19 protein-coding genes are annotated in these 20,511 nt (G+C 67.4%); 1 reads left to right on the top strand and 18 read right to left on the bottom strand.

From position 1 onward, the window contains the following. Positions 1-108 precede the first annotated feature (108 nt). The 17 genes from AC5P8J_RS15125 to hisS form a co-directional block, all read right to left on the bottom strand. Positions 109-3,066: a TonB-dependent receptor plug domain-containing protein gene (locus AC5P8J_RS15125; protein WP_227853980.1), complete on the bottom strand. Its 2,958-nt coding sequence runs from the start codon at positions 3,064-3,066 to the stop codon at positions 109-111. A gap of 341 nt (positions 3,067-3,407) precedes the next feature. Continuing rightward, on the bottom strand, positions 3,408-3,992 hold the full coding sequence (locus AC5P8J_RS15120) for a hypothetical protein (RefSeq protein ID WP_227853981.1): 585 nt from the start codon (positions 3,990-3,992) through the stop codon (positions 3,408-3,410). A 167-nt stretch (positions 3,993-4,159) separates the two neighbouring features. Then, positions 4,160-4,897: a copper homeostasis protein CutC gene (locus tag AC5P8J_RS15115; protein WP_164144262.1), complete on the bottom strand. Its 738-nt coding sequence runs from the start codon at positions 4,895-4,897 to the stop codon at positions 4,160-4,162. Continuing rightward, positions 4,894-5,892 carry a glycosylasparaginase gene (locus AC5P8J_RS15110; RefSeq protein ID WP_164144263.1) on the bottom strand — a complete coding sequence of 333 codons (999 nt, stop codon included), beginning with the start codon at positions 5,890-5,892 and terminating at the stop codon, positions 4,894-4,896. The genes AC5P8J_RS15115 and AC5P8J_RS15110 overlap by 4 nt, the downstream gene beginning before the upstream one ends. A gap of 51 nt (positions 5,893-5,943) precedes the next feature. After that, positions 5,944-6,966 (bottom strand): glucokinase, encoded by a 1,023-nt coding sequence (locus AC5P8J_RS15105; RefSeq protein WP_164144264.1) that lies wholly within the window; start codon positions 6,964-6,966, stop codon positions 5,944-5,946. Between the two features lie 89 nt (positions 6,967-7,055). Then, a complete protein-coding gene (locus AC5P8J_RS15100; protein WP_005409434.1) occupies positions 7,056-7,340 on the bottom strand; it encodes a hypothetical protein in 285 nt (94 codons plus the stop codon). A gap of 35 nt (positions 7,341-7,375) precedes the next feature. Beyond that, positions 7,376-8,965, bottom strand: coding sequence for a calcineurin-like phosphoesterase C-terminal domain-containing protein (locus tag AC5P8J_RS15095; RefSeq protein ID WP_058982388.1), 1,590 nt, complete (start codon positions 8,963-8,965; stop codon positions 7,376-7,378). A gap of 148 nt (positions 8,966-9,113) precedes the next feature. Continuing rightward, a complete protein-coding gene (gene hisIE / locus AC5P8J_RS15090; protein WP_227853982.1) occupies positions 9,114-9,734 on the bottom strand; it encodes a bifunctional phosphoribosyl-AMP cyclohydrolase/phosphoribosyl-ATP diphosphatase HisIE in 621 nt (206 codons plus the stop codon). Continuing rightward, a complete protein-coding gene (hisF, locus tag AC5P8J_RS15085; RefSeq protein WP_046985961.1) occupies positions 9,724-10,500 on the bottom strand; it encodes an imidazole glycerol phosphate synthase subunit HisF in 777 nt (258 codons plus the stop codon). Before hisF ends, hisIE begins: the two co-directional genes overlap by 11 nt. Further along, positions 10,494-11,228, bottom strand: coding sequence for a 1-(5-phosphoribosyl)-5-[(5-phosphoribosylamino)methylideneamino]imidazole-4-carboxamide isomerase (hisA, locus tag AC5P8J_RS15080; RefSeq protein WP_111099137.1), 735 nt, complete (start codon positions 11,226-11,228; stop codon positions 10,494-10,496). Before hisA ends, hisF begins: the two co-directional genes overlap by 7 nt. Continuing rightward, positions 11,225-11,827, bottom strand: a complete 603-nt coding sequence (gene hisH, locus AC5P8J_RS15075; protein WP_006436751.1) for an imidazole glycerol phosphate synthase subunit HisH — start codon at positions 11,825-11,827, stop codon at positions 11,225-11,227. Before hisH ends, hisA begins: the two co-directional genes overlap by 4 nt. Next, positions 11,824-12,897, bottom strand: a complete 1,074-nt coding sequence (hisB, locus tag AC5P8J_RS15070; protein WP_111099135.1) for a bifunctional histidinol-phosphatase/imidazoleglycerol-phosphate dehydratase HisB — start codon at positions 12,895-12,897, stop codon at positions 11,824-11,826. The genes hisH and hisB overlap by 4 nt, the downstream gene beginning before the upstream one ends. Next, complete coding sequence (hisC, locus tag AC5P8J_RS15065) at positions 12,894-13,988, bottom strand: histidinol-phosphate transaminase (RefSeq protein WP_111099134.1); 1,095 nt, start codon at positions 13,986-13,988, stop codon at positions 12,894-12,896. Before hisC ends, hisB begins: the two co-directional genes overlap by 4 nt. After that, positions 13,985-15,280, bottom strand: a complete 1,296-nt coding sequence (hisD, locus tag AC5P8J_RS15060) for a histidinol dehydrogenase (RefSeq protein ID WP_495216938.1) — start codon at positions 15,278-15,280, stop codon at positions 13,985-13,987. Before hisD ends, hisC begins: the two co-directional genes overlap by 4 nt. Next, positions 15,277-16,188 carry an ATP phosphoribosyltransferase gene (gene hisG, locus AC5P8J_RS15055; protein WP_059034314.1) on the bottom strand — a complete coding sequence of 304 codons (912 nt, stop codon included), beginning with the start codon at positions 16,186-16,188 and terminating at the stop codon, positions 15,277-15,279. The genes hisD and hisG overlap by 4 nt, the downstream gene beginning before the upstream one ends. A gap of 34 nt (positions 16,189-16,222) precedes the next feature. Next, on the bottom strand, positions 16,223-16,531 hold the full coding sequence (locus AC5P8J_RS15050) for a YerC/YecD family TrpR-related protein (protein ID WP_180832226.1): 309 nt from the start codon (positions 16,529-16,531) through the stop codon (positions 16,223-16,225). Between the two features lie 259 nt (positions 16,532-16,790). Then, on the bottom strand, positions 16,791-18,185 hold the full coding sequence (gene hisS / locus AC5P8J_RS15045; RefSeq protein WP_021202836.1) for a histidine--tRNA ligase: 1,395 nt from the start codon (positions 18,183-18,185) through the stop codon (positions 16,791-16,793). Between the two features lie 126 nt (positions 18,186-18,311). Between hisS and AC5P8J_RS15040 the strand changes: the two genes are divergently transcribed. Next, positions 18,312-19,064, top strand: a complete 753-nt coding sequence (locus tag AC5P8J_RS15040) for a Crp/Fnr family transcriptional regulator (protein WP_021202837.1) — start codon at positions 18,312-18,314, stop codon at positions 19,062-19,064. A 129-nt stretch (positions 19,065-19,193) separates the two neighbouring features. Here AC5P8J_RS15040 and thrC read toward each other — a convergent pair whose 3' ends face one another. Then, positions 19,194-20,483 (bottom strand): threonine synthase, encoded by a 1,290-nt coding sequence (thrC, locus tag AC5P8J_RS15035; protein ID WP_021202838.1) that lies wholly within the window; start codon positions 20,481-20,483, stop codon positions 19,194-19,196. Positions 20,484-20,511: the final 28 nt, after the last annotated feature.

Here is a 20,511-nt window from a genome sequence, read left to right as displayed (position 1 = left end):
GGGAAGGTCAAATCCAGCCTGTCCGCATGCCTGAAGGGGGGGGGCCGCCCCTGGCGTTCCGTTTCCGCATCCACGCATGGCGTGGATCTACCGGCGAGGTCGGTCTCTTCAGAACGTGAACACATACTCCAATGCGAACTCACGGCCGACCGCGCTCAGCAACCGGGTCGGGGCGAAGTCATAGTCCAGCTTGTACGGATCCTTGTGGTTCCAGCTGGCGGAGTTGAAGGCGTTGTTGACGTACACGTTTACCTTCGCGTGTTCGGTCACCTGGTAGCCCACGTTGAAGTTCCAGGTGATGAACGGCCCCACTCGACCGTAGTAGCGCGCCGTCTGCTGCCCGGCATTGGGGTTCGGGTTCGGCGAGCCATCCGGACGCGTTGCCGGCTCCAGGCAGTTCAGCGACGGGCTGTCGCTGGGCACGTAGCCATCGGCGAACGGCAGGCAGCCGCCGGGGTTGTCCAGGCGGTCGGTGCCCCAGTGGTAGCGCACGCCCGGCACCGAGCCCACGCGGTCGGCATAGACATTGGCATTCCAGTTGCCGCGCTGCCAGGCCAGGCTCGCGCGCAGCTTGCTGCGCAGGTCGCGGTCGCGGCGTTCCGGGTTCGGGTCGTTGGCGTAGCGCTGTTCCTTGGTGGAGATCTGGTTGGTGTAGTTCACACCCAGCTGGAAGCTGCCCCATTGCGCGGTCTCCAGACGGTAGCGCGCGGTCAGGTCGACGCCACGCACTTCGCGGCTGGCCAGGTTGAACGGGCCGCGCTCGATCGACACCAGGCGCCCGTTGCTGTCACGGCTCACGCGCGCCAGGATGCCGGCGCAGTAGTCGCCACCGGCCGGATTGGCCCATGGCGTGCCATCGATGTTCTTGCCGGTCAGGCAGCCGGCCTCGCTGGCCAGCACCTCGTCGGCGCCGACGTCGACGATCATGTCTTCCAGCTTGATCGCCCAGTAGTCGGCGCTGACCGACAGGTTGGGCATCACGTCCCAGACGAAGCCGACCGTCCACGAATCACCGGTTTCCGAGCGCAGCAGCGGCGTGCCACGGCGGTTCACGTCGAAGGTGTACCAGACATCGGTGTTGCCCACGCCACAGTTGTTGACCAGGTAGGCACCGCTCTGGATGCAGCGCAGGCGATCATAGGTCTGCACTTCGGAACTGCTCGGCTGGCCCAGCAGGTAGTGCATGTCCGGCGCGTGGAAGCTGGTGGCATACGAGCCACGCACCAGCAGCGATTCGACCGGGCGCCATTCCAGGCCGACGTTCCAGGTGGTTTCCTTCTGGCTGCCGATATCCAACGCTTCACTGCTGTCATCGGCCTTGTAGTTGCCATAGCGGTCGTAGCGTGCGGCCGCGGTGGCCGTCACGCTCTCCAGCAGCGGGATCTTGAACTCGACTCCCGCTGAATACCGGGTGCGCTCGCCACCACCGCGGTCGACGTTCTGCAGGTCGAAATCGATGCCGGCGCGTGGGTCCGGGCTGAGGTGGTAGCCCTGCTGCGCGACTTCAGCTACCGCTGCGAACGAGATCGGGCCTGCCCAGCCCTGGAACAGCTCGCCGGTGATATCCGCCGAGGCCTGGTTGACCCACGATGACGCGCGGTTCCTGGCCACCGTGCCCATCTGCCAGTATTGGTCCGGCGTGAGCGGATTCCACCAGCGCGATTCGTTCAACGCGTAGATCGCCTCGCCATCGGGGGTGGTGCCCAGGCGCGGGCCGAGGAAGTAGTCGTACGACTTCTGCTCGTCCACCACGTTCTGCCGTTCTTCCACGCGGTAGTAGGAACGGCCCACCGAGGCGCTCCAGTCGAAGCGATCGGCAAGGCGGCCACGCAGGCCTGCGCTCCAGTCCCAGGACAGCTCGCGGTTGGTGTTGCGCAGGGTATCCAGGCCACCGACTTCGTTCGGAGTGAACTGGCGCACGCCCAGGATCGGGCGGTTGCGGTTGGCATCCCAGTAATAGCCGTTGTCGTCGTCGATCAGCGAGACGCTGGGCGGATTGGTGCCCCAGATCGCTTCGGAGTGGTACACCGCCAGGTTGGTCCAGGCCTGCAGGTCGCTGCTGAAATCGAAGGTGGCGTAGAGGTTGCCGGAAACATTCTCGGCGCCGCCGGTGAGCAGCCAGTTGGCGTAGTCGGCGCTCATGCCGCACAGGCGGCCGGTGTTGGTGATGGTGTTGGTAGCGTAGTTGTAGACCAGCCGATCGGCAGTGTAGTACTCGCCGTCGAACTTCTCGCAGGTGCCTGCAGGCGGTGCCAGGCGCTGGCCGTTGGTCGGGTCGATCAATGCCAGGCCCGAGGTGGGGCGGAAGCCGACCTTGCGCTGCTCCATGTTCCAGGAGGGATACGGTGCGTCGTCGGCGTCGTCCATCTGCGGTCGGTCGCGTCCGAACAGCGGATCGCGCTTGGTGTACTGCAGCGCGTAGGTCACGCTCCAGTTGTCGCCGGTCTTGCCGCCGGCCCAGGACAGGTCCCAGGTATCTCGTCCACCTTCTGTGGAGGTACCGCCACGCACGCGCACTTCGTCGCCGTCGTAGTTGGTCTTGAGGATGACGTTGACCACGCCGGCGATCGCATCCGAACCGTAGATGGCCGAGGCGCCGCCGGTCAGCACTTCAATGCGCTCCACTGCTGCGGCCGGAATGTTGCCGTAGTTGGAGAAATTGGTTTCGCCGCCGTAGGGCAGCGGGTAGTCGGCCACACGGCGGCCGTTGACCAGCAGCAGAGAACGGTTCGGGCCCATCCCGCGCAGGTTCAGGCCACTGGCGTTGGGCGTGTGCGAGCCCCATTGCGAGGCGGCTTCAACGGTGCCGGTCGCTTCGGTGAGCGTCTTCAGCGCGTCATACACGCTGACGAAGCCCTCTTTCTGGATCTGCTGCGCGGTGATCACGTTGACCGGGGCCGGGCCTTCGACACTGGCGCGCTTGATGCGCGAGCCGGTGACGGTGACCGCGTCGAGATCCTTGGTAGACGAGCTTGAGGCTTGCTGCGCATTGGCAGCCAGGGGAAGCAGGGCCAGGATCAGGGCCTGGGACAGCAGGTGGCGACGCTTGTGGACGATCTGAGCCATGGTGGTTGCTCTTCGAAGATGTGGACGCACGGGCGGACGGTGGCGCGGCACTACGACGGATCCAGGCGCTTGGATCGGTTCACGACCGATATGGCACCTCCCCTGTGGATCGATCCAAACTAAAGCACAGCTGAACCACGCCCGGCATGCGGCGGCGCAGCAACAGCCGGCGGAATGCCGCTAGCGGCCATCGACATCCATAACAATCAAAATGGTTGCGACACATCGCTGAGAGAACGGCGCACGAAGTAGTGACACGATCACGACAACCGCGCGCGGAACGGTTTTGTCCGCCCTCAGCGATTCCCCTCACCCGATCGAGTCGGGACGAAGCGGTCATTTCAGAGCGCGTAGTGGCTCGACGTATCGCCTCCGGGTCCGATACCCCACCACTCGATGGAGAACCCGTCCCCCTGCCAGATGACCGAGGAAAAGTCGGATTCACTGTTGGATCGCCCTGAGTTCTGGCTCACCAGAGACAGGGTTTCAAGGCAGCTGCTGATCAACACCCTGCCGCGCTCAATGGGCTTCGGCAGGGTCAATTCGTAGACGAACAGATGGATCTCGCGCCCAGCGCCACAACGTCCCATCGGGTTGGAAGCGTTTGAATCGAACACCTGATACAGCGCGCGAAAGCGCTTCTCCCCGATCCGATGTACGCGCGTGTCGAGGAACGCGCCCCGCGCGGTTGGCTCAATCCTCACACCAACCATTTCGGGGTCAACCTGCAGGTCCTTGTCGGCAGTCACCTCCCGCACCCACTCCGGTGCATGCCCTTCACGTGCGCCGATTGCAATGGCTGGCACCACGCAGACAAGCAGCAGGAACAGTCGAAACATGCGGGAGTTCGTTGGCGAACGACGGTATGAACCACTATCGGCAATCACCGACTGCGCCGCCATGCGACGGCGCACCAGCGTATCCATTTCAACGACTTGGCCTGCCGCCCCAGCCGTTCGAACGTGCTGTAAGCGTCACTTCTTCGGCCCCGCAACGATGGGCAGGCCCGGGGTCGGAGCCATTCTGCGAAGGGATCCGACCCCGGGGCCCAAAGAGCAGCCGAGCGTGGGCTCGGCTCTACAGAGGAAGCGGGCTACCTTGCGCCGTCCAGCGCCTGCCGCAGCGCGGCAACAGTGGCGGTGGCGGTCTGGCTCCAGTCCGGGTCCAGCCCGCGCAGCGCCGGGTTCTGGAACTGCATCACCGACCGGCGCAGGCCCTTGGCTGAGGCGTGCAGTTCGGTGCAGCCGGTCCGTCGCGCAACGGCGGCGATATTGGCCGGGCCCAGCCCCGCGCCGGCCATCACACTGATGCGTCCCTTCGCCTGGGTCACCAGGCCCGCCAGCACTTCGGCACCGGCCTCGGCGCTGACCTGCCCGCCCGAGGTCAGCACGCGCTGGCAGCCCAGCCCGATCACCTGTTCCAGCGCTGCCGGCAGGTCGCGGGCCGCATCGAAGGCGCGATGGAAGGTCACCTGCAACGGCCCGGCGGCCTGCACCAGTTCCCGGCACAGCGCCAGGTCGATGCCGCCCTGCACCTCCAGCGCACCGATCACCACGCCATCGCAGCCCAGCGCGCGGCACTGCGCGATGTCACGCAGCATCAGTTCGGTTTCCAGCGCGTCGTAGTGGAAGTCGCCCGGGCGTGGCCGCACCAGCACGAACAGCGGAATCGACAGGCGTTCGCGGGCAATCGCGATGCTGGCGAAGGACGGCGTGGTGCCGCCCTCGGCCAGGTTGTCGAACAGCTCGATGCGGTCGGCGCCGCCGGCCTGCGCGGCCAGTGCCGAAGCCAGCGAATTGCTGGCGACCTCCAGGGTCAGCCGCGTGCTCACGCCTGGCTGCTCGTGTAGATCGACGGCGAGTCGCGCAGGTCATCCTGGCGCTGCGCATCGCACACCGCGTAGACGAAGCCGCGATGCAACGCGCAGGCGCCCACCTCGCCCTGCTTGTTCATGGCCAGGAAGCACACCTGCAGGGTCTTGCTCGCCTCCGGCCGCTTGCGCACCACACGGTCGATCGCTTCGCGGCAGGCCTGTGCCGGCGAGCGCCCCTGGCGCATCAGTTCGACCACCAGGAACGAAGCGGCGTTGCGGATCATCTCTTCACCCACGCCCGAAGCAGTGGCCGCGCCCACGTCGTTGTCGACATACAGGCCGGCACCGATAATCGGGCTGTCGCCGACCCGGCCGTGCAGCTTCCAGGCCATGCCGCTGGTGGTGCAGGCACCGGCAAGGTGGCCCTTGGCATCCAGCGCCAGCATGCCGATGGTGTCGTGGTTGTCGCTGTTGCCGGGAATACCACGGCGCTCGGCGTTGATCTGCGGCTGATACTTCTCCGTCTTCAGCCACTCGCGCCAGGCCGCTTCGGCCTGCGGCGTCAGCAGGTGCTTGCGCTCGAAACCCTGCTGCATCGCGAACTGCTGCGCGCCCTCGCCCACCAGCAGCACGTGCGGGCTGTTCTCCATCACTTTGCGGGCCACCGACACCGGATGCAGGATGTCGACCAGCGCAGCCACTGCGCCACAACGGCCATCGCCATCCATGATGCTCGCGTCCAGGCTCAGCACGCCGTCGCGATCCGGGTTGCCACAATGGCCGACGGTGGGGTTGCACAGCTCGCTTTCAGCCCAGCGTGCGCCTGCTTCCACCGCATCCAGCGCGCTGCCGCCCTGCGACAGCACCTTCCATGCGGCCTGGTTGGCCGGCACGCCGAAGTCCCAGGTCGAAACCACCTTGGCCCCACCCTGCGTGCGCGCCTGCACGCCCGGCAAAGCCGCCATGCCTGCAGCCAGTGCACCGGCCTGCAGGAACTGCCTGCGATCCACCATCTTCCCCTCCCAGTCTGCAATGCACGGCCGGCACGATGCCGGTCATGCCGATCAGTCGTGCGTGGGCTGCCGTGCGGCGTGCCAGACCGCTGCGCCGAGCACGCCCAACTGGCCGTGCTCCACGCGCCATACCGGCACCTGGCGCAGCACCTCGGTCAGCACGCCCTTGTTGAGGAAGCGCTCACGGAAGCGGCCATCGGCCAGGAAATCCTGCACATGCGCGGAAATACCTCCGGCGAGGTACACCGAGCGCGCACCGACGGCGATCGCTGCGTCGCCGGCCAGGCTGCCCAGCCAGGCGCAGAACACCTGCAGCGTCTCCACCGCCAGCGCGTCTTCACCGCTGCGGGCGGCACCGATCAGTGCTTCGGTACTGGTCCACACCGGGGTGACGCCGCGCAGCTCGCACAGGCACGGGTACAGGTTCATCAGGCCACTGCCGGACAGCACGCGCTCGTTGTCCACGTGCGTCCAGCGCTGCAGCAGTTTGCCCAGCACCTGCAGTTCCAGCGCGTTGCCGGCGCCGAGCGCGGCATGGCCGATCTCGCTGGCCAGCACCGGGCGCTCGCCATCGGCGAAACGCAGTGCCGCGCCCAGGCCGGTACCGGCGCCCAGCACCAGCGCCGGGAACGCCTGCGCCGGGTCAGCATCGCCGTTCAGTGGCACCAGAGTGGCAGGCTGCAGGTACGGGATGGCCAGCGCCACCGCTTCGAAATCATTGATCAACTGCAGCTCATGCAGCCCGGACTGCGCGCGGGTGGCCGACAGCGAGACCGTCCACGGCAGATTGGAATTGATCAGTACATCGCCATCGAGCAGGCCGGCGATGGCGACCACCGCGGTCTGCACCGGCTGGCCGAGGCCAGCGGTGAAATCAGCAAGGATCGCTGCCAGGCTGGGGTGCTCGGCACAGGCATAGGTGCGGTGGCTGCCCAGCCGTGGTGCGTGGCCGGGTTGCGCTTCAGCCAGCGCCAAACGGGCGAAAGTGCCGCCGACATCGGCGACAACGAGACTGCGCGGAAGACCGCCGCGGGCGGAGTCGGTGGAAACCGTGGACGCTGCTGCGATGGTCACGCTGGCCTGGCCTGCTTGGATCGATTGAATCGCCTCGATTCTCAGGCATCGGGGCGGCTTTGCCTAGCGCGCCGGCGGTTCAGGTTGGCCTACATGCCTTCCTGTTCGGCCACCTGCACGCCATCCACCAGCACGCGCAGCCGCTGCGGGCGGAAGCCGGCAAACAGCAGCGGCCGGGTGCGCTCGACCAGCACTTCGTGGCCGGCGATGTGGCGCAGCCACGACTGTACCAGCGAGAAGGAGAAGTGCGTGCCCGGATGCAGCGGATGCTGCACCCAGACCTTCTCGGTGGCGCTCTGCAGCAGCATCGCGCCGGTGAACCAGTGGCGGCTGAGGGTCACCGGCGTGGTGCCGGCCATGAAGCGGATATCCATGCGGGGTCCTTTCGCTGGAGAGGCCTTGCGGCGTGTCAGGGCTGGGCCGTCTGCAGGCTGTAGCGGGTGGTGGCGGTGAACACCGCGCCATCGGGCTGGGTGGAGCGTACCTCGACCTTGTGGCTGCCCACGGCCAGGTCGGTCGGCAGCGCGCCACGCCACAGGTGCGGCGACGCGGTGGCCTCCGGCGAGCGGTCGTAGCCACGCAGGCTGTCAGCCAGATCGTCGGCCACGTTCTCCACCATCAGGCGCGGGTCGGGCTGGCTGACCTGCTTCATCGGCTGCCAAGCGCCGCCATCAACGCGGTACTCAACCACGCTGGCATCCTCACCCATGTAGACGTTGGCATAGATGCCCCACGCCGGGTAAGCCCCCTGGCGCAGCACTTTCGGCGCATGCAGGCCGATCTGCTCGCTGGCCGGCTTGCCGGCCACGCGGTACTGCAGGCGATAGCTGCCGTTGCCGGCCACGTCGAGCAATGCGTAGCCCTTCGGCGTGCCATCACTCATGGTGCTGTCCGGCACGCCGGCGGCATCCTTCACCCCCGACCAGAACGCGCCGCAGTTGGCGCCGACGTTGTACTCGTGCAGCGGCTTGTCGCCGTTCCAGCCGTCGGCCTTGCCGTGGTAGACGTGCTGCTGGGTGTGGCTGTGGCCGCTGAGCACGAGCACGTTGCGGAAGTCCTTGAGCAGGTCGAACAGGCGCTGGCGGTCGGCATGGCGGAAGGTCTCGCGCCCCGGCGCCGCGTCGAACAGCGGGATGTGCATGCCCAGCACCAGCAGGCGGTCTTTGTGCAGGCCCTTCAGGTAGCTGGCGAGGAAGGCGAACTGGTCTTCGCGCAGGCCACCGATGTACTTCGGCCTGGCCTTGGGGTCGTACACCACGTCGTCCAGGAACACGAAACTGGCGCCGCCCTCTTCCACCGCGTAGGTGTCCGGACCGTAGATGTTGCGCCAGCTGTCCAGCGAGTGTTCGTCGCTGGCCGCATCGAAATCGAGGTCGTGGTTGCCCGGCACATGGAACCACGGCACGCCAAGTCCGGTGGTGACCTTGTTGATCGCCGGGTAGAGCGTCAAGTCATCGTTGACGATGTCACCCAGGGTGGTGCCCATGCGCGCCTTGGTCTGGCCGACCAGCGGCGCCACGATCGACTGCTGGTAGTAGCCGATGTCCTTCAGGCTCGCGGTCTGGGAGTCGGTGAACACCAGCATCTGGAAGCCGCGCCGACTGTCATGGCGATCCGACTGCAGGGCGAAATCCCAGTTGCGGGTGACGTCGCTGGTCGCGGCGATGCCGCCGTACTTCAACGCCGGCGAACCGTTCGGGCGATAGTGCCGCCAGAACGAAGGCAGGCCGTCGGCCGCTTTCGGGAAGGAATACGCATCAGGCTTGATCACGAATACGGTCTGGCCGTCGCGCACCGGCAGGCTGTAGCTGCCGTCAGCGGCAGTCTTGACGATGGTCTCGCCGTTGGAAACCTGCACCCCGGCCAGGCCCGGATCGGTCGCACCGCGGCCAGGCTTGCCGTCACGCTCCAGATACACCTTGCCGCTGACCACGGTGTCCGCAGCCCAGGCCGGCGAGGTCAGCAACAGGCAGCACAGCCAGGCGGCAGGCAGTTTCATGGGAGGCATCCGGCAGAAAGAGACGCGGTATTGTAGAGCCGAGCCACGCTCGGCTGCATTGCCGGCGGGTCGTGCCGGCCGCTGGCCGGCAAGCCCTAGATGCCCGAAGATGATGAGGTTGCCGGCCAGCGGCCGGCACTACCGCACTTCAACGATGGCGTTTTTCCAGTACCGCGCGCGCATCATCCAGCGACAGGCCGCGCGCGCGCAGCAGCACCAGCAGGTGGTACAGCAGGTCCGACGCCTCGCCCAGCAATGCCTCGTCATCCTGCGCCACGGCGGCCAATGCGGTCTCCACGCCCTCCTCGCCCACCTTCTGCGCGATACGGCGGATGCCGCCCTCGAACAGGCTGGTGGTGTAGCTGCCCGGCGGGCGTTGCGCCTCACGCATCGCCACCAGCTGGCCCAGCCCGCCCAGGAAATCCTTCGGCGCCTGGTCAAAGCAGCTCTCTGCACCGGTGTGGCAGGTTGGCCCCGCCGGCCGCGCCATCACCAGCAAAGTATCGGCATCGCAGTCGACGCTGATCGACTGCACCACCAGCACGTTGCCGGACTGCTCGCCCTTGGTCCACAACCGCTGCTTGCTGCGGCTGAAGAAGGTCATGTGGCCGATGGCCAGCGTGGCCGCCAGCGATTCGGCACTCATATAGCCCAGCATCAGCACCTGCAGGGTGTCGGCATCCTGAACCACGGCCGGCAGCAGGCCGTCGCCCTTGCTCCAGTCCAGCGCCTGCAATGCGTCCGACGACGGCCTGACTTCAATAGACATCCCGCACCTCGATCTGCTGTCCGCGCAGGTAGCGCTTCAATTCTGGAATGGCGATGGCGCCGCTGTGGAACACGCTCGCCGCCAGTGCACCATCGACGTCGGCCTGGTCGAAGGCTTCTGCGAAATGTTCCATCGCACCGGCGCCACCAGAGGCGATCAGCGGCACCTGGCACAGTGCCCGCGCCTGCTGCAACTGTGCGACATCGTAGCCGCGGCGCACGCCATCGCTGTCCATGCAGTTCAACACGATCTCGCCGGCTCCACGCCGTTGCGCTTCGACGATCCAGTCGAGCGTGCGCAGCGGCACCGCCTGGGTCTTGTCCGGATCGCCGCTGAAACGACGCACCCGCCATTGCCCGTCGGCCTCGCGCACCGAATCGACCCCCACCACAACGCACTGCACGCCGAACTCGTCCGCCAGCTCGGTGATCAGCTCCGGCCGGCCCAGCGCCGGCGAATTGATCGACACCTTGTCGGCACCGGCGAACAATACGCGGCGCGCGGTTTCCACGCTGTCGATGCCACCGGCCACGCAGAACGGAATGTCGATCAAGCGTGCGATGCGCTCGATCCAGGCCACGTCCACTGACCGCGCCTCGGGGCTGGCGCCGATGTCATAGAACACCAGCTCGTCGGCGCCCTGGTCACGGTAGCGCTGCGCCAGCTCGGCGATATCGCCCATGTCGACGTGATCGCGGAAACGCACGCCCTTGACCACGCGGCCATCGCGCACGTCCAGGCACGGAATGATGCGCCGGCTCAACATGCCAGTGCCTCCGACAGGTCCATGCGCTGCTCCAGCAGGGCCTTGCCGAGGATGGCACCGCCGCAGCCGGCAGCACGGGCCTCGGCCACATCGTCCACGTCGCGGATGCCACCGGAAGCCTGCACGGCCACGCCCGGCAGCAACGCCGACAGGTGCTGGTAGAGGCTGATGTTGGGCCCAGCCAGCATGCCGTCGCGGGCAATGTCGGTGCACAGCAGGTGGCGCATGCCGGCGCGTGCGTAGCGCTGGGCCAGGTCATCCAGGGTCACCCCGGCGTTCTCGGTCCAGCCGTGCACCGGCAGCTGCCACTGGCCCTGTGCATCCTGGCGGGCGTCAAGCGCAATGGTGATGCGTTCGGCGCCGAATTCCTCCAGCCAGCCGACCACTTCATCGGGGCGACGCACCGCCAGCGAGCCGACCACTACGCGACCGGCGCCGGCATCGAGGATGCGCGCCACGTCGTCGCGGCCGCGCACGCCACCGCCGGTCTGCACCTGCAGCGGCGTCTGCGCACGGATCGACGCCAGCAGCGGCGCAAGGGTGTAGCCACCGGCACGCGCAGCGTCCAGGTCGACCAGATGCATCCACTGCGCGCCCTGCGCAGCGAAGGCCTGTGCACGCGGCAGCGGATCGTCGCCATACGAGGTTTCCTGCGCGTAGTCACCCTGGCGCAGCCGCACCACGCGGCCGTCGCGGATATCCAGCGCGGGGTAGACGATGAAACTCATGCAGCAGTGCCCTCAAGGAAGTTGCGCAGCATCAGCGAGCCGGTCTCGCCGGAGCGCTCGGGATGGAACTGTGCGCCGTAGTAGCGGCCCTGCTCCACCACGGCCGTGAACAGGCCGCCGTGATCACAGGCAGCAACGGTGTGGGTATTCAGTGGCGCCGCATAGCTGTGCACGAAATAGGCGCTGGCCCGCTCGGGTACACCCTGCAACAGCAGCGACTCACGTAGCGGCAGCAGGCGGTTCCAACCCATGTGCGGCACCCGGATGCCGCAGGCTGGTACCAGCTTGCGCACCACCCCGGGAATCAGCCCCAGCGTTTCCACGCCGGCTTCCTCGGAGCGCTCGAACAACAGCTGCATGCCCAGGCAGATGCCCATCAACGGCACTTCCAGCCGCTGCAACGGCTCGACCAGGCCTTGCGCATGCAGGCGCTGCATGCCGGGACCGGCGGCACCGACGCCGGGCAGGATCACCCGCTGCGCGCCGACCAGTCCATCGGCATCGCGCACCAGCCGAACGCTGGCGCCAAGACGTTCGAGCGCATAGCGCACCGAGCCCAGGTTGGCACCACCGGCATCGATCAGCGCGACGTCACTCACAACGCCCCCTTGGTACTCGGCAGTGCCGTGCCCTGCCGGGCCAATGCAGGGCGCAGCGCGCGTGCCAGAGCCTTGAAGCAGGCCTCGACCTTGTGGTGATCGTTGTCGCCCCGTACCTGCAGGTTAAGGTTCAAACCGCTGGCATCGCACAGCGAACGGAAGAAGTGCGGCACCAGCTCGGTCGGCATATCGCCCACGCGCTCACGCTTGAACTCGCCCTCGAACACAAAGTAGGGCCGGCCGCTGAAATCCAGTGCGGCGCTGGCCAGCGTCTCGTCCATCGGCAGGGTGAAACCGTAGCGGCCGATGCCGCGCTTGTCGCCTAGTGCTTCGCGCAGGGCCTGGCCCAGGGCCAGCCCGGTGTCCTCGATGGTGTGGTGCTCGTCGATGTGCAGGTCACCCTCGGCCTGGATGTCCAGCGCGAAGCCGCCATGCTTGCCGATCTGTTCCAGCATGTGGTCGAAGAACGGCAGGCCTGTGGAGATGCGTGCATCAGCGGCACGGTCCAGGTCCAGTTCCACGCGGATCTTCGTTTCTTTCGTATTGCGCTGGACTACGGCGGTGCGCGGTGCGTCGGCCAGCGCGTGGGCAATGCCCGGCCAGTCCCACTGACCACCGAACTGCGCGGTGCGCAACTGGAAACCGCGGATGTTGAGGTTGTCGGCAAACTGCAGGTCGGTGATGCGATCGCCGACCATGCCCGAACGCGCCCAGTCGATGCTGCGGTCCTGCAGATAAGCCGTCATCAGTCCGATGCCCGGCTTGCGGGTCGGCGCATTGTCGTGCGGCCAGCTGCAGTCGATCAGCACATCACGGAAGGTGATGCCTTGGCTCTCGAAGATCTGCAGCATCAGGTCGTTGGGGCCATCGAAGCTGGCGCGCGGGTAGCTGTCGCTGCCGAGGCCGTCCTGGTTGGTGACGATCACGAACTGGTAGCCGGCGTCACGCAGCTTCAGCAGCGCCGGGATCACCTGCGGCACGAAGCGCAGCTTCTCGTAGGCGTCGATCTGGAAGTCGGACGGCTCCTCGATGAGGGTGCCGTCGCGGTCAATGAACAGGATCGGGGTCATGCTGCGGCCCTCCGCGCCGACAGGGCCGCAAGCACGCGGTCATTCTCTTCTGGGCTGCCGATGCTGATGCGCAGCGCATCACCCAACTGCGGCGCGGCGCGCTGGTCCCGCACCACCACGCCCGCAGCCAGCAGCGTATCGAACGCGGCCTGGGCATCGGCGAAGCGCACCAGCAGGTAGTTGCCGGATGAGCGGTAGACGCGACGCACGCCGGGCAGGCCCGGCAGCGCCACGCGCAGGCGTTCGCGCTCGGCAATCACCGTGGCTACGCGTTCGGCGGTCCTGGCCAGCGCGCCGGGTTGCAGCGCCTGTACCGCCAGTTCCGCGCACGGCGTCGGCACCGGGTACGGCGCCTGGCAGCGGCGCAGCACGGCAATCAGCTCCGGGGCGGCGATGAGGGTGCCGACGCGGGCAGCAGCCAGCGCGTGCGCCTTGGACAAGGTGCGCAGTACTGCAAGATTGGCATGTGCGGCCAGAAGCGTGATGGCCGATGCGCGCCCTGCGTACTCGACATAGGCCTCGTCCACCACCACCAGCGCCTGCCCGCGCAGCGCAACCACCACGCGCTCGACTTCATCCAGGGCGATATCACTGCCGGCCGGGTTCGACGGGGCGCACAGGAACACCAGCTTGGCGCCTTGCGCCTTGGCCGCGTCGATCACCGCATCCAGGTCGGCGCGCAGGCCATCCTCGCTGTCCACCAGCGGCACTTCAATCAATGCGGCACCCTGCAGGCGTGCGCAGACAGCGTACATGCCGAACACCGGCGGCGTGACCAGCACGCCATCGCGGCCCGGCACGCACAGCGCGCGCACCAGCAGATCAATGGCTTCGTCGCTGCCGCGACCGATCAGCAGCTGCTGTGGCGTCACGCCGTACAGCGCCGCCAGTCCCTCACGCAATGCCAACGGCTGCGGTTCGGGATAGCGCCGGCTGCTGCCAGCCGCGTCGGCCGGATTGGCCCAGGCCGACTCGTTGGCGTTCAACCAGACCTCGCCCTGCACCGCCGCGCTGCGCGCCGAACTGTAGCCAGCGAAGGCCTGCAGATCGGGGCGCACCAGCCCCAGCACGTCATCGATCGCCGTGCTCATGCTGCCACCTCCATGCGCACTGCGACCGCACGTTCATGTGCATCCAGGCCTTCGGCGCTGGCGATGATGCGCGCGCAGCGGCCGATCGCGGCCAGGCCGGCGGCGCTGGCGCTCTGCACGCTGATCAGGTTCTGGAAGCTGGCGACGCTGACGCCACTGTGGGCACGCGCCGCACCGGCGGTCGGCAGCACGTGATTGGTGCCACTGCAGTAGTCGCCCAGTGCTTCGGGCGTGTAATCCCCCAGGAACACCGAGCCGGCCGCCTGCACCTTGTCCAGCCACGCGCGCGGATCACGCAGTGCCAGGATCAGGTGCTCCGGCGCATAGCGGTTGCTGATCGCGAAGGCTTCCTCCAGCGAATCGACCTGGATCAACCGCGAGGCCGACAAGGCCTGGCGCGCGATCTGCTGGCGCGGCAACAAGACCACCTGGCGCTCCACCTCGACTTCGACCGCGGCCAGCATCGCGGCATCGTCGGTCAGCAGCAGCACCTGTGAATCCGGGCCGTGCTCGGCCTGCGACAGCAGGTCGGCGGCGACGAACGCCGGATTGGCACCAGCATCGGCAATCACCAGCACTTCGGAGGGACCGGCCGGCATATCGATGGCGGCGGCGCCATCCTGCGCGACCTGCTGCTTGGCTTCGGTCACGAAGCTGTTGCCGGGCCCGAACAGCTTGTCGCAGGCCGGAACGCTGGCGGTGCCATAGGCCATCGCGGCGATCGCCTGCGCGCCGCCCAGCTTGAACACGCGCCGCACGCCGGTCAGGCGGGCGGCTACCAGCACTGCCGGATCGGCACTTCCGTCGGCGCGTGGCGGCGTGCACAGCACCACCTGCGGGCAGCCAGCCAGCTGCGCGGGCACGCCCAGCATCAACGCAGTGGACGGCAGCGGTGCGCTGCCGGCCGGCACGTAGAGCCCTACCCGTCCGATCGGACGCAGCATGCGTTCGCAGACCACCCCCGGCGCGGTCTCCACCGCGTATCCCTTGCCCATGCCGGCGGCGTGGAAGCGGGCGATGCGCTCGGCGGCGTCCACCATGGCCTGGCGAAGTTCGGCGGGCACGGCGGCTTCGGCAGCGGCAAATTCGGCTTCGCTCACCTCAAAGGACGAGAGCTCGACACCATCGAAACGCGCGGTGATCGCACGCAGTGCGTCGTCGCCCTGCGCACGCACCTGCGCGATCAACGCAGCCACCGCGTCGCGGGTCTGCTGCGCCACGGTCTGCACCGGGCGGGTCAGCGCGGCGCGGCGCGCGGTTTCATCAAGTCGGGACCAGGTCAGACGGTTCATGCCAGCGACCGCTCCACGCTCAACACCATCAGGCCCTGCGCGCCGGCGCGCTCGAGTTCTTCCATGCGCTGCCAGCTCAGCGGGCCCGGGCACATGGTCTGCAGGCGCAGCGCGCCGCCATCGGCCGGCAGCCGCACCAGCGGCTCGGCATCGGCCAGCAGCTGCGCCAGCGCGTCGACGCGATCCTCGCTGGCGCGGAACATCAGCAGCTTGCGGTCCTGGCGCTGCACCACGCCGTCGAGGCGGCGCAGCAGCATCGCGCGCAGCGATGCGCGCGCATCATCCGGTACGCGCACTGCACCGGCCAGCACTGCTTCGCTGTCGAGCAGGTTGTGTACCGGGGTCAGCTGATTGGCGCGCAGTGTCGCGCCGCTGGACACCAGATCGCAGATCAGGTCGGCCGTGCCCAGGCGCGGTGCGATTTCCACCGAACCGGACAGCTCGACCACCTGTGCGTCCACCCCCTGCTCGGCCAGCCACTGCTTGAGGATGGCCGGGTAGCTGGTGGCGATGCGGGTGCCGGCCAGCTGCGCCGGTCCCTGCCACTGCCACTCCTCGGGTACCGCAAGCATCAGCCGGCACTGGCCGAAGCCCAGCCCGCGCAGCGCCTGATAGGCGTCCGGCAGGCCGACCTGGCGGCGTGCCGCGGCCTGTTCGTCCAGCTCGTTGCGGCCGACGATGCCGAGGTCGCAGACGCCGTCGGCGATCAGGCCGGGGATGTCGTCGTCGCGCACCAGCAGCAGGTCCACCGGCAGCGATTCGCCGTAGCAGAACAGCTTGTCGCGGCTCTCGCGCCAGCTCAGGCCGCAGGCACTGAGCAGGTTGCGGGCGGGCTCGGCCAGCCGGCCACTCTTCTGGATGGCGATACGCAGCCGGTCTCGTGCCGGCGCTGCCTGGGTTGCACTCATGGGGGAGGTCTCGAAGTTCGGAACGGGGCGCGGATCAGCGCGAAGCAAGGCGGTCGATGGCGGCGGCATAGCCTCGATGGCCATGCTCGAGCGTTCGCGCCACCCGTCCGGTGGTGGTCACGCTGACGCCAGTGCGCTCGTGGATCTCGCGGTACGGCACGCCCTGCTGCAGCAGCGGCACCACTTTCCAGCGGTCGGCCATGGCTTCCAGCTCAGCGGGGGTGCACAGATCGCGCAGGAAGGCCTCGACCTGTTCCGGCTCGCGCAGGGCGGCAAAGGCCCGGGCCAGGGCTTCCAGGTCGGCCCTGGGGTCTTTGGCGGCAATGTCGGGACGGGCTTTCACGGGGTCGTTTCCATGCATCAATGTAATAGCGCGTTAGTACATTAGCGCATCATTCCGCGACGCGTCAAATAGGGGGGTGAGGGGGCGGCAGGGCTGCTGCCCTGCGCCCGCGCAGGCCGGAGCAGCGGCAAAGCGGGGTTCGGACCGCCCCCGCCTTCGACAGATGGCCGCGAGCTGTCGGCACGGCCGGGGCCCGGAAACGACAACGCCCACCGGTGGGTGGGCGTTTCGTTGAAGCGCTGCATGCTGCCAATGGCCGTTACATCACCTTCGACTGCTCCAGCTCCACCTGCAAAGTGCTGGCCAGCTCGTCGCGGGAGACTTCGAACTGCTGCTCGCGCACCAGGTCCTTCACCGCCACCACCCCGCGCGCCAGCTCGTCCTCACCGGCCAACACCACGAAGCGGATGCCCGCCTTGGCGGCGTACTGGAACTGCTTGCCGATCTTCTTCGGCTCCATCTGCACTTCGGTGTTGATCCCACCGGCGCGCAGGCGACGCGCGATGTCCAGCGACTGCGGCATGCCCTGCTCGTCCATCAGCGCCACCAGCGCCTGCACGCTGCTGGCTTCGATGCCGTCGATCAGGCCGGCCTCGCGCAGCTGCCAGAACAGGCGCGACAGGCCGATGGAGATGCCTACGCCCGGCAGCTTCGACTTGCTGTAGTGGCTGGCCAGGTCTTCATAACGGCCGCCCGAGCAGATGGAGCCGATCTGCGGGTGGTCGGTCAGCGTGGTCTCGTACACGGTACCGGTGTAGTAATCCAGGCCACGCGCAATCGAGAAATTCAGGCAATAGGCGCTTTCCGGCACGCCAAGCGCCTGCACCAGCTGCAGCACTTCGCGTAGTTCAGCAACACCGGCACGCAGGATCTCCGAAGAACCGGCGTCGGCTTCAAGCGTGGCCAGGTGCGCCAGCGCATCGGCATGGCCCTGCGAACGCACAGCCACGAAGGCCAGTATCTTCTCGACCTGTTCGGCCGGGATCCCGAAGCCTTCGCCGACCAGCGTCTCGCGCACGTAATCGGCGCCGCGCTTGTCGAGCTTGTCCACTTCGCGCAGCACCGCCAGCTGGCGCTCGCCTTCGGCCACGCCCAGGCTTTCGAAGAAGCCGCGCATCAGCTTGCGGTTGTTCAGCTGGATGCTGAAGTCACCGATGCGCAGTTCCGAGAACACGGCGTGGATGACCGCCAGCACTTCGGCATCATAGCGAACGCTCAGGCTGTCCTTGCCGATCACGTCGATGTCGCACTGGTAGAACTCACGGAAACGGCCGCGCTGGGCACGCTCGCCGCGGTACACACGCTGCATCTGGTAGCGACGGAACGGGAAGGTGAGTTCGTGTTCGTGCTCGGCCACGTAGCGTGCCAGCGGCACGGTCAGGTCGAAGCGCAGCGCCATTTCCGGCAGCGAACGGTCGCCCGATTCGGCCGCATTGGCCAGCGCACCGGTGGACTGCACGAAGTACACCTGGCGCTCGGTCTCGCCGCCGGACTTGGTCAGCAGCACGTCGGACAGTTCGAACACCGGCGTCTCCACCGGCAGGAAACCGAAGCGCTCGTAGTTGCGGCGGATCACGTCCAGCATGCGCTGGAATGCAATCTGCTCGCGCGGCAGCAGTTCAAGGGTGCCGGGCGGGGTACGGGGCTTGATCACGGGCGGAACTCCTGCTGGAACGGGACGTGGGAGGGGGCGACATTCTAGCGCCCCCGCCTCGGGCAGGGTCGAACGGCCGCTTGAAGTATCATAAGGCCCTCCCCGCCCGCGATACGCCCCCGCACCATGTCACGGCCTTCCGGCGCTCCGCCCGCCACCAACGATCCCGCCGCGCCGTCCTGCACCACGCTGGACTGCCTGCACTGCTCGGTTCGCCACCTTGCGGTGTGCTCGGCGCTGTCACCCGATGAAGTGCAGGCACTGGAACAGGTCACCGTGTCACAGCAGGTCAGCATGGGCAGCACGCTGGCACGCACGGGTGAAGAGCGCGACCATGTCTATACATTGACCGCTGGCGCACTGCGACTGGTACGCACCCTGGCCGACGGCCGCCGCCAGATCAACGGTTTCGTGCTTCCCGGCGACTACCTCGGACTGAGTGGCAGCGACCATCACCGCTACGACATCGAAGCCATCGCCGACAGCCGCGTATGCCGCGTCGCGTTGCCGCAGATGAAGGCGCTGCGCAGCCGCTTCCCGCACCTGGAGCGCAAGCTGCTGCAGCGTGCCTGCCAGGAACTGGATGCCGCGCAGGACGCTGCACTGGCGCTGGCACGCCTGCAGCCGGCAGAGAAGCTGGCTGATTTCCTGCTGCGCCTGGCCGCGCGCGAGGCCAGGCTCGGTGGTGACGGCCTGCGCGTATCGCTGCCGATGGGGCGTGGCGATATCGCCGACCACCTGGGCCTGACCATGGAAACGGTCAGCCGCACCTTCACCAAGCTGCGCCAGCAGGGGCTGATTGCCCTGCCCCACCTGAACGTGGTGGAGATCCTCGACGAGGACGGGCTGCGCACGCTGGCCGGTGAAGGGTTGATCTGACCGCATCGCGGTTGGCTGGGTTGCCGGCCAGCGGCCGGCACTACCCGTGTTGCGCGAAGGGCATTGTAGAGTCGAGCCATGCTCGACTCATCGCGCCGTGCGCGAACAGCAGCCGAGCATGGCTCGGGTCTACATGGGAGCCAACACCTCACGCAACGCCGCGTAATCGGCGGCCAACGGTTCGGCGTGCGCCGGCCGCTGCAACAACGCATCCAATGCAGGCGGCACGGCCACAGGTTCGCCGATCAACGGTTCGACCACAGCCTCGAACTTGGCCGGATGGGCGGTAGCCACCACCGCCCAGTCACCCTTGGCACCACGCGCGCGCAGGTCCTGCAGCACCTTCACCGCTGTGGCCGTATGCGGGCAGAACAGTTCGCCGTTGCTGGCGTGCGCCGCCGCAATCGTCGCGCGGATGGTCACGTCATCTACCGAGAACGCGCGGAAGGCAGCGCGCAGCTCGGCATCATCACCGTGATAGAGCCAGCGCAGGCGTTCGAAGTTGCTTGGCGCCCCCACATCCATTGCGTTGGCAACCGTGGCCACACTGGCCTGCGGCTGGTAGTCGCCACCGTTGAAGTACGCCGGCAGTACCGCATTGGCATTGGTGGCCAGCACGATCTGCCCGATCGGAACGCCCAGCGCGCGCGCCAGCACGGCCGCCATCGCATTGCCAAGGTTGCCGGTCGGCACCACCAGGTTGAGCCGGCGACGATGCGTCGCGTAATGGGACAACGCCGCATGCGCGTAATAACTCATCTGCGGCAGCAGGCGGCCGAGGCTGATGCTGTTGGCCGAACTCAGCGGCACCTGCGCCTGCAGTTCGCGGTCAGCCAGTGCCTGCTTGACCATCGCCTGGCAATCGTCGAAGGCGCCGGCCACGCGCAGCGCCTGGATGTTGTCGCCGAAACAACCGAGCTGATGCGCCTGCCGCGGTGACACGCGGCCATCCGGATACAGCACCACCACGCGTACGCCGGGCTGGCGATGGAAGGCCGCGGCAACGGCGGCGCCGGTATCGCCGGAGGTGGCGACGACGATGGTCAGATCACGGTCCTTGCCGTCCTGCAGCCGCGACAGCGTACCGGCCAGGAAGCGCGCACCGATATCCTTGAACGCCGCCGTCGGCCCATGGAACAGCTCCAGCACATGGTCACCGTCGCCGAGTGCACGCAGTGGCACCGGGAAGTCGAACGCCTCGCGGCAGATCGAAGGCAGCGCTGCCTCCAGAGCATCACCTGCGAAGAACGGTGCCAGCAGATCGGCGGCGGTATCGGCCAGCGTTGCGCCGGCCTGCAGCTCACGTGGCGCCGGCAGCACCTGCGGAACATACAGCCCACCATCGGGCGCCAATCCTGCAGCGATCGCCGCACTGAGGCCGACGGCCGGGGACTGGCCGCGGGTCGAAACAAATTGCATAGGTTGGGTATCCAGTAAAGGGGAAGGA

This window comes from Stenotrophomonas sp. YJH_SMC_37, from assembly GCF_059370035.1.
Note: the sequence above shows the minus strand (reverse complement) of the source record. Positions and strands in the feature narration are given on the sequence as shown.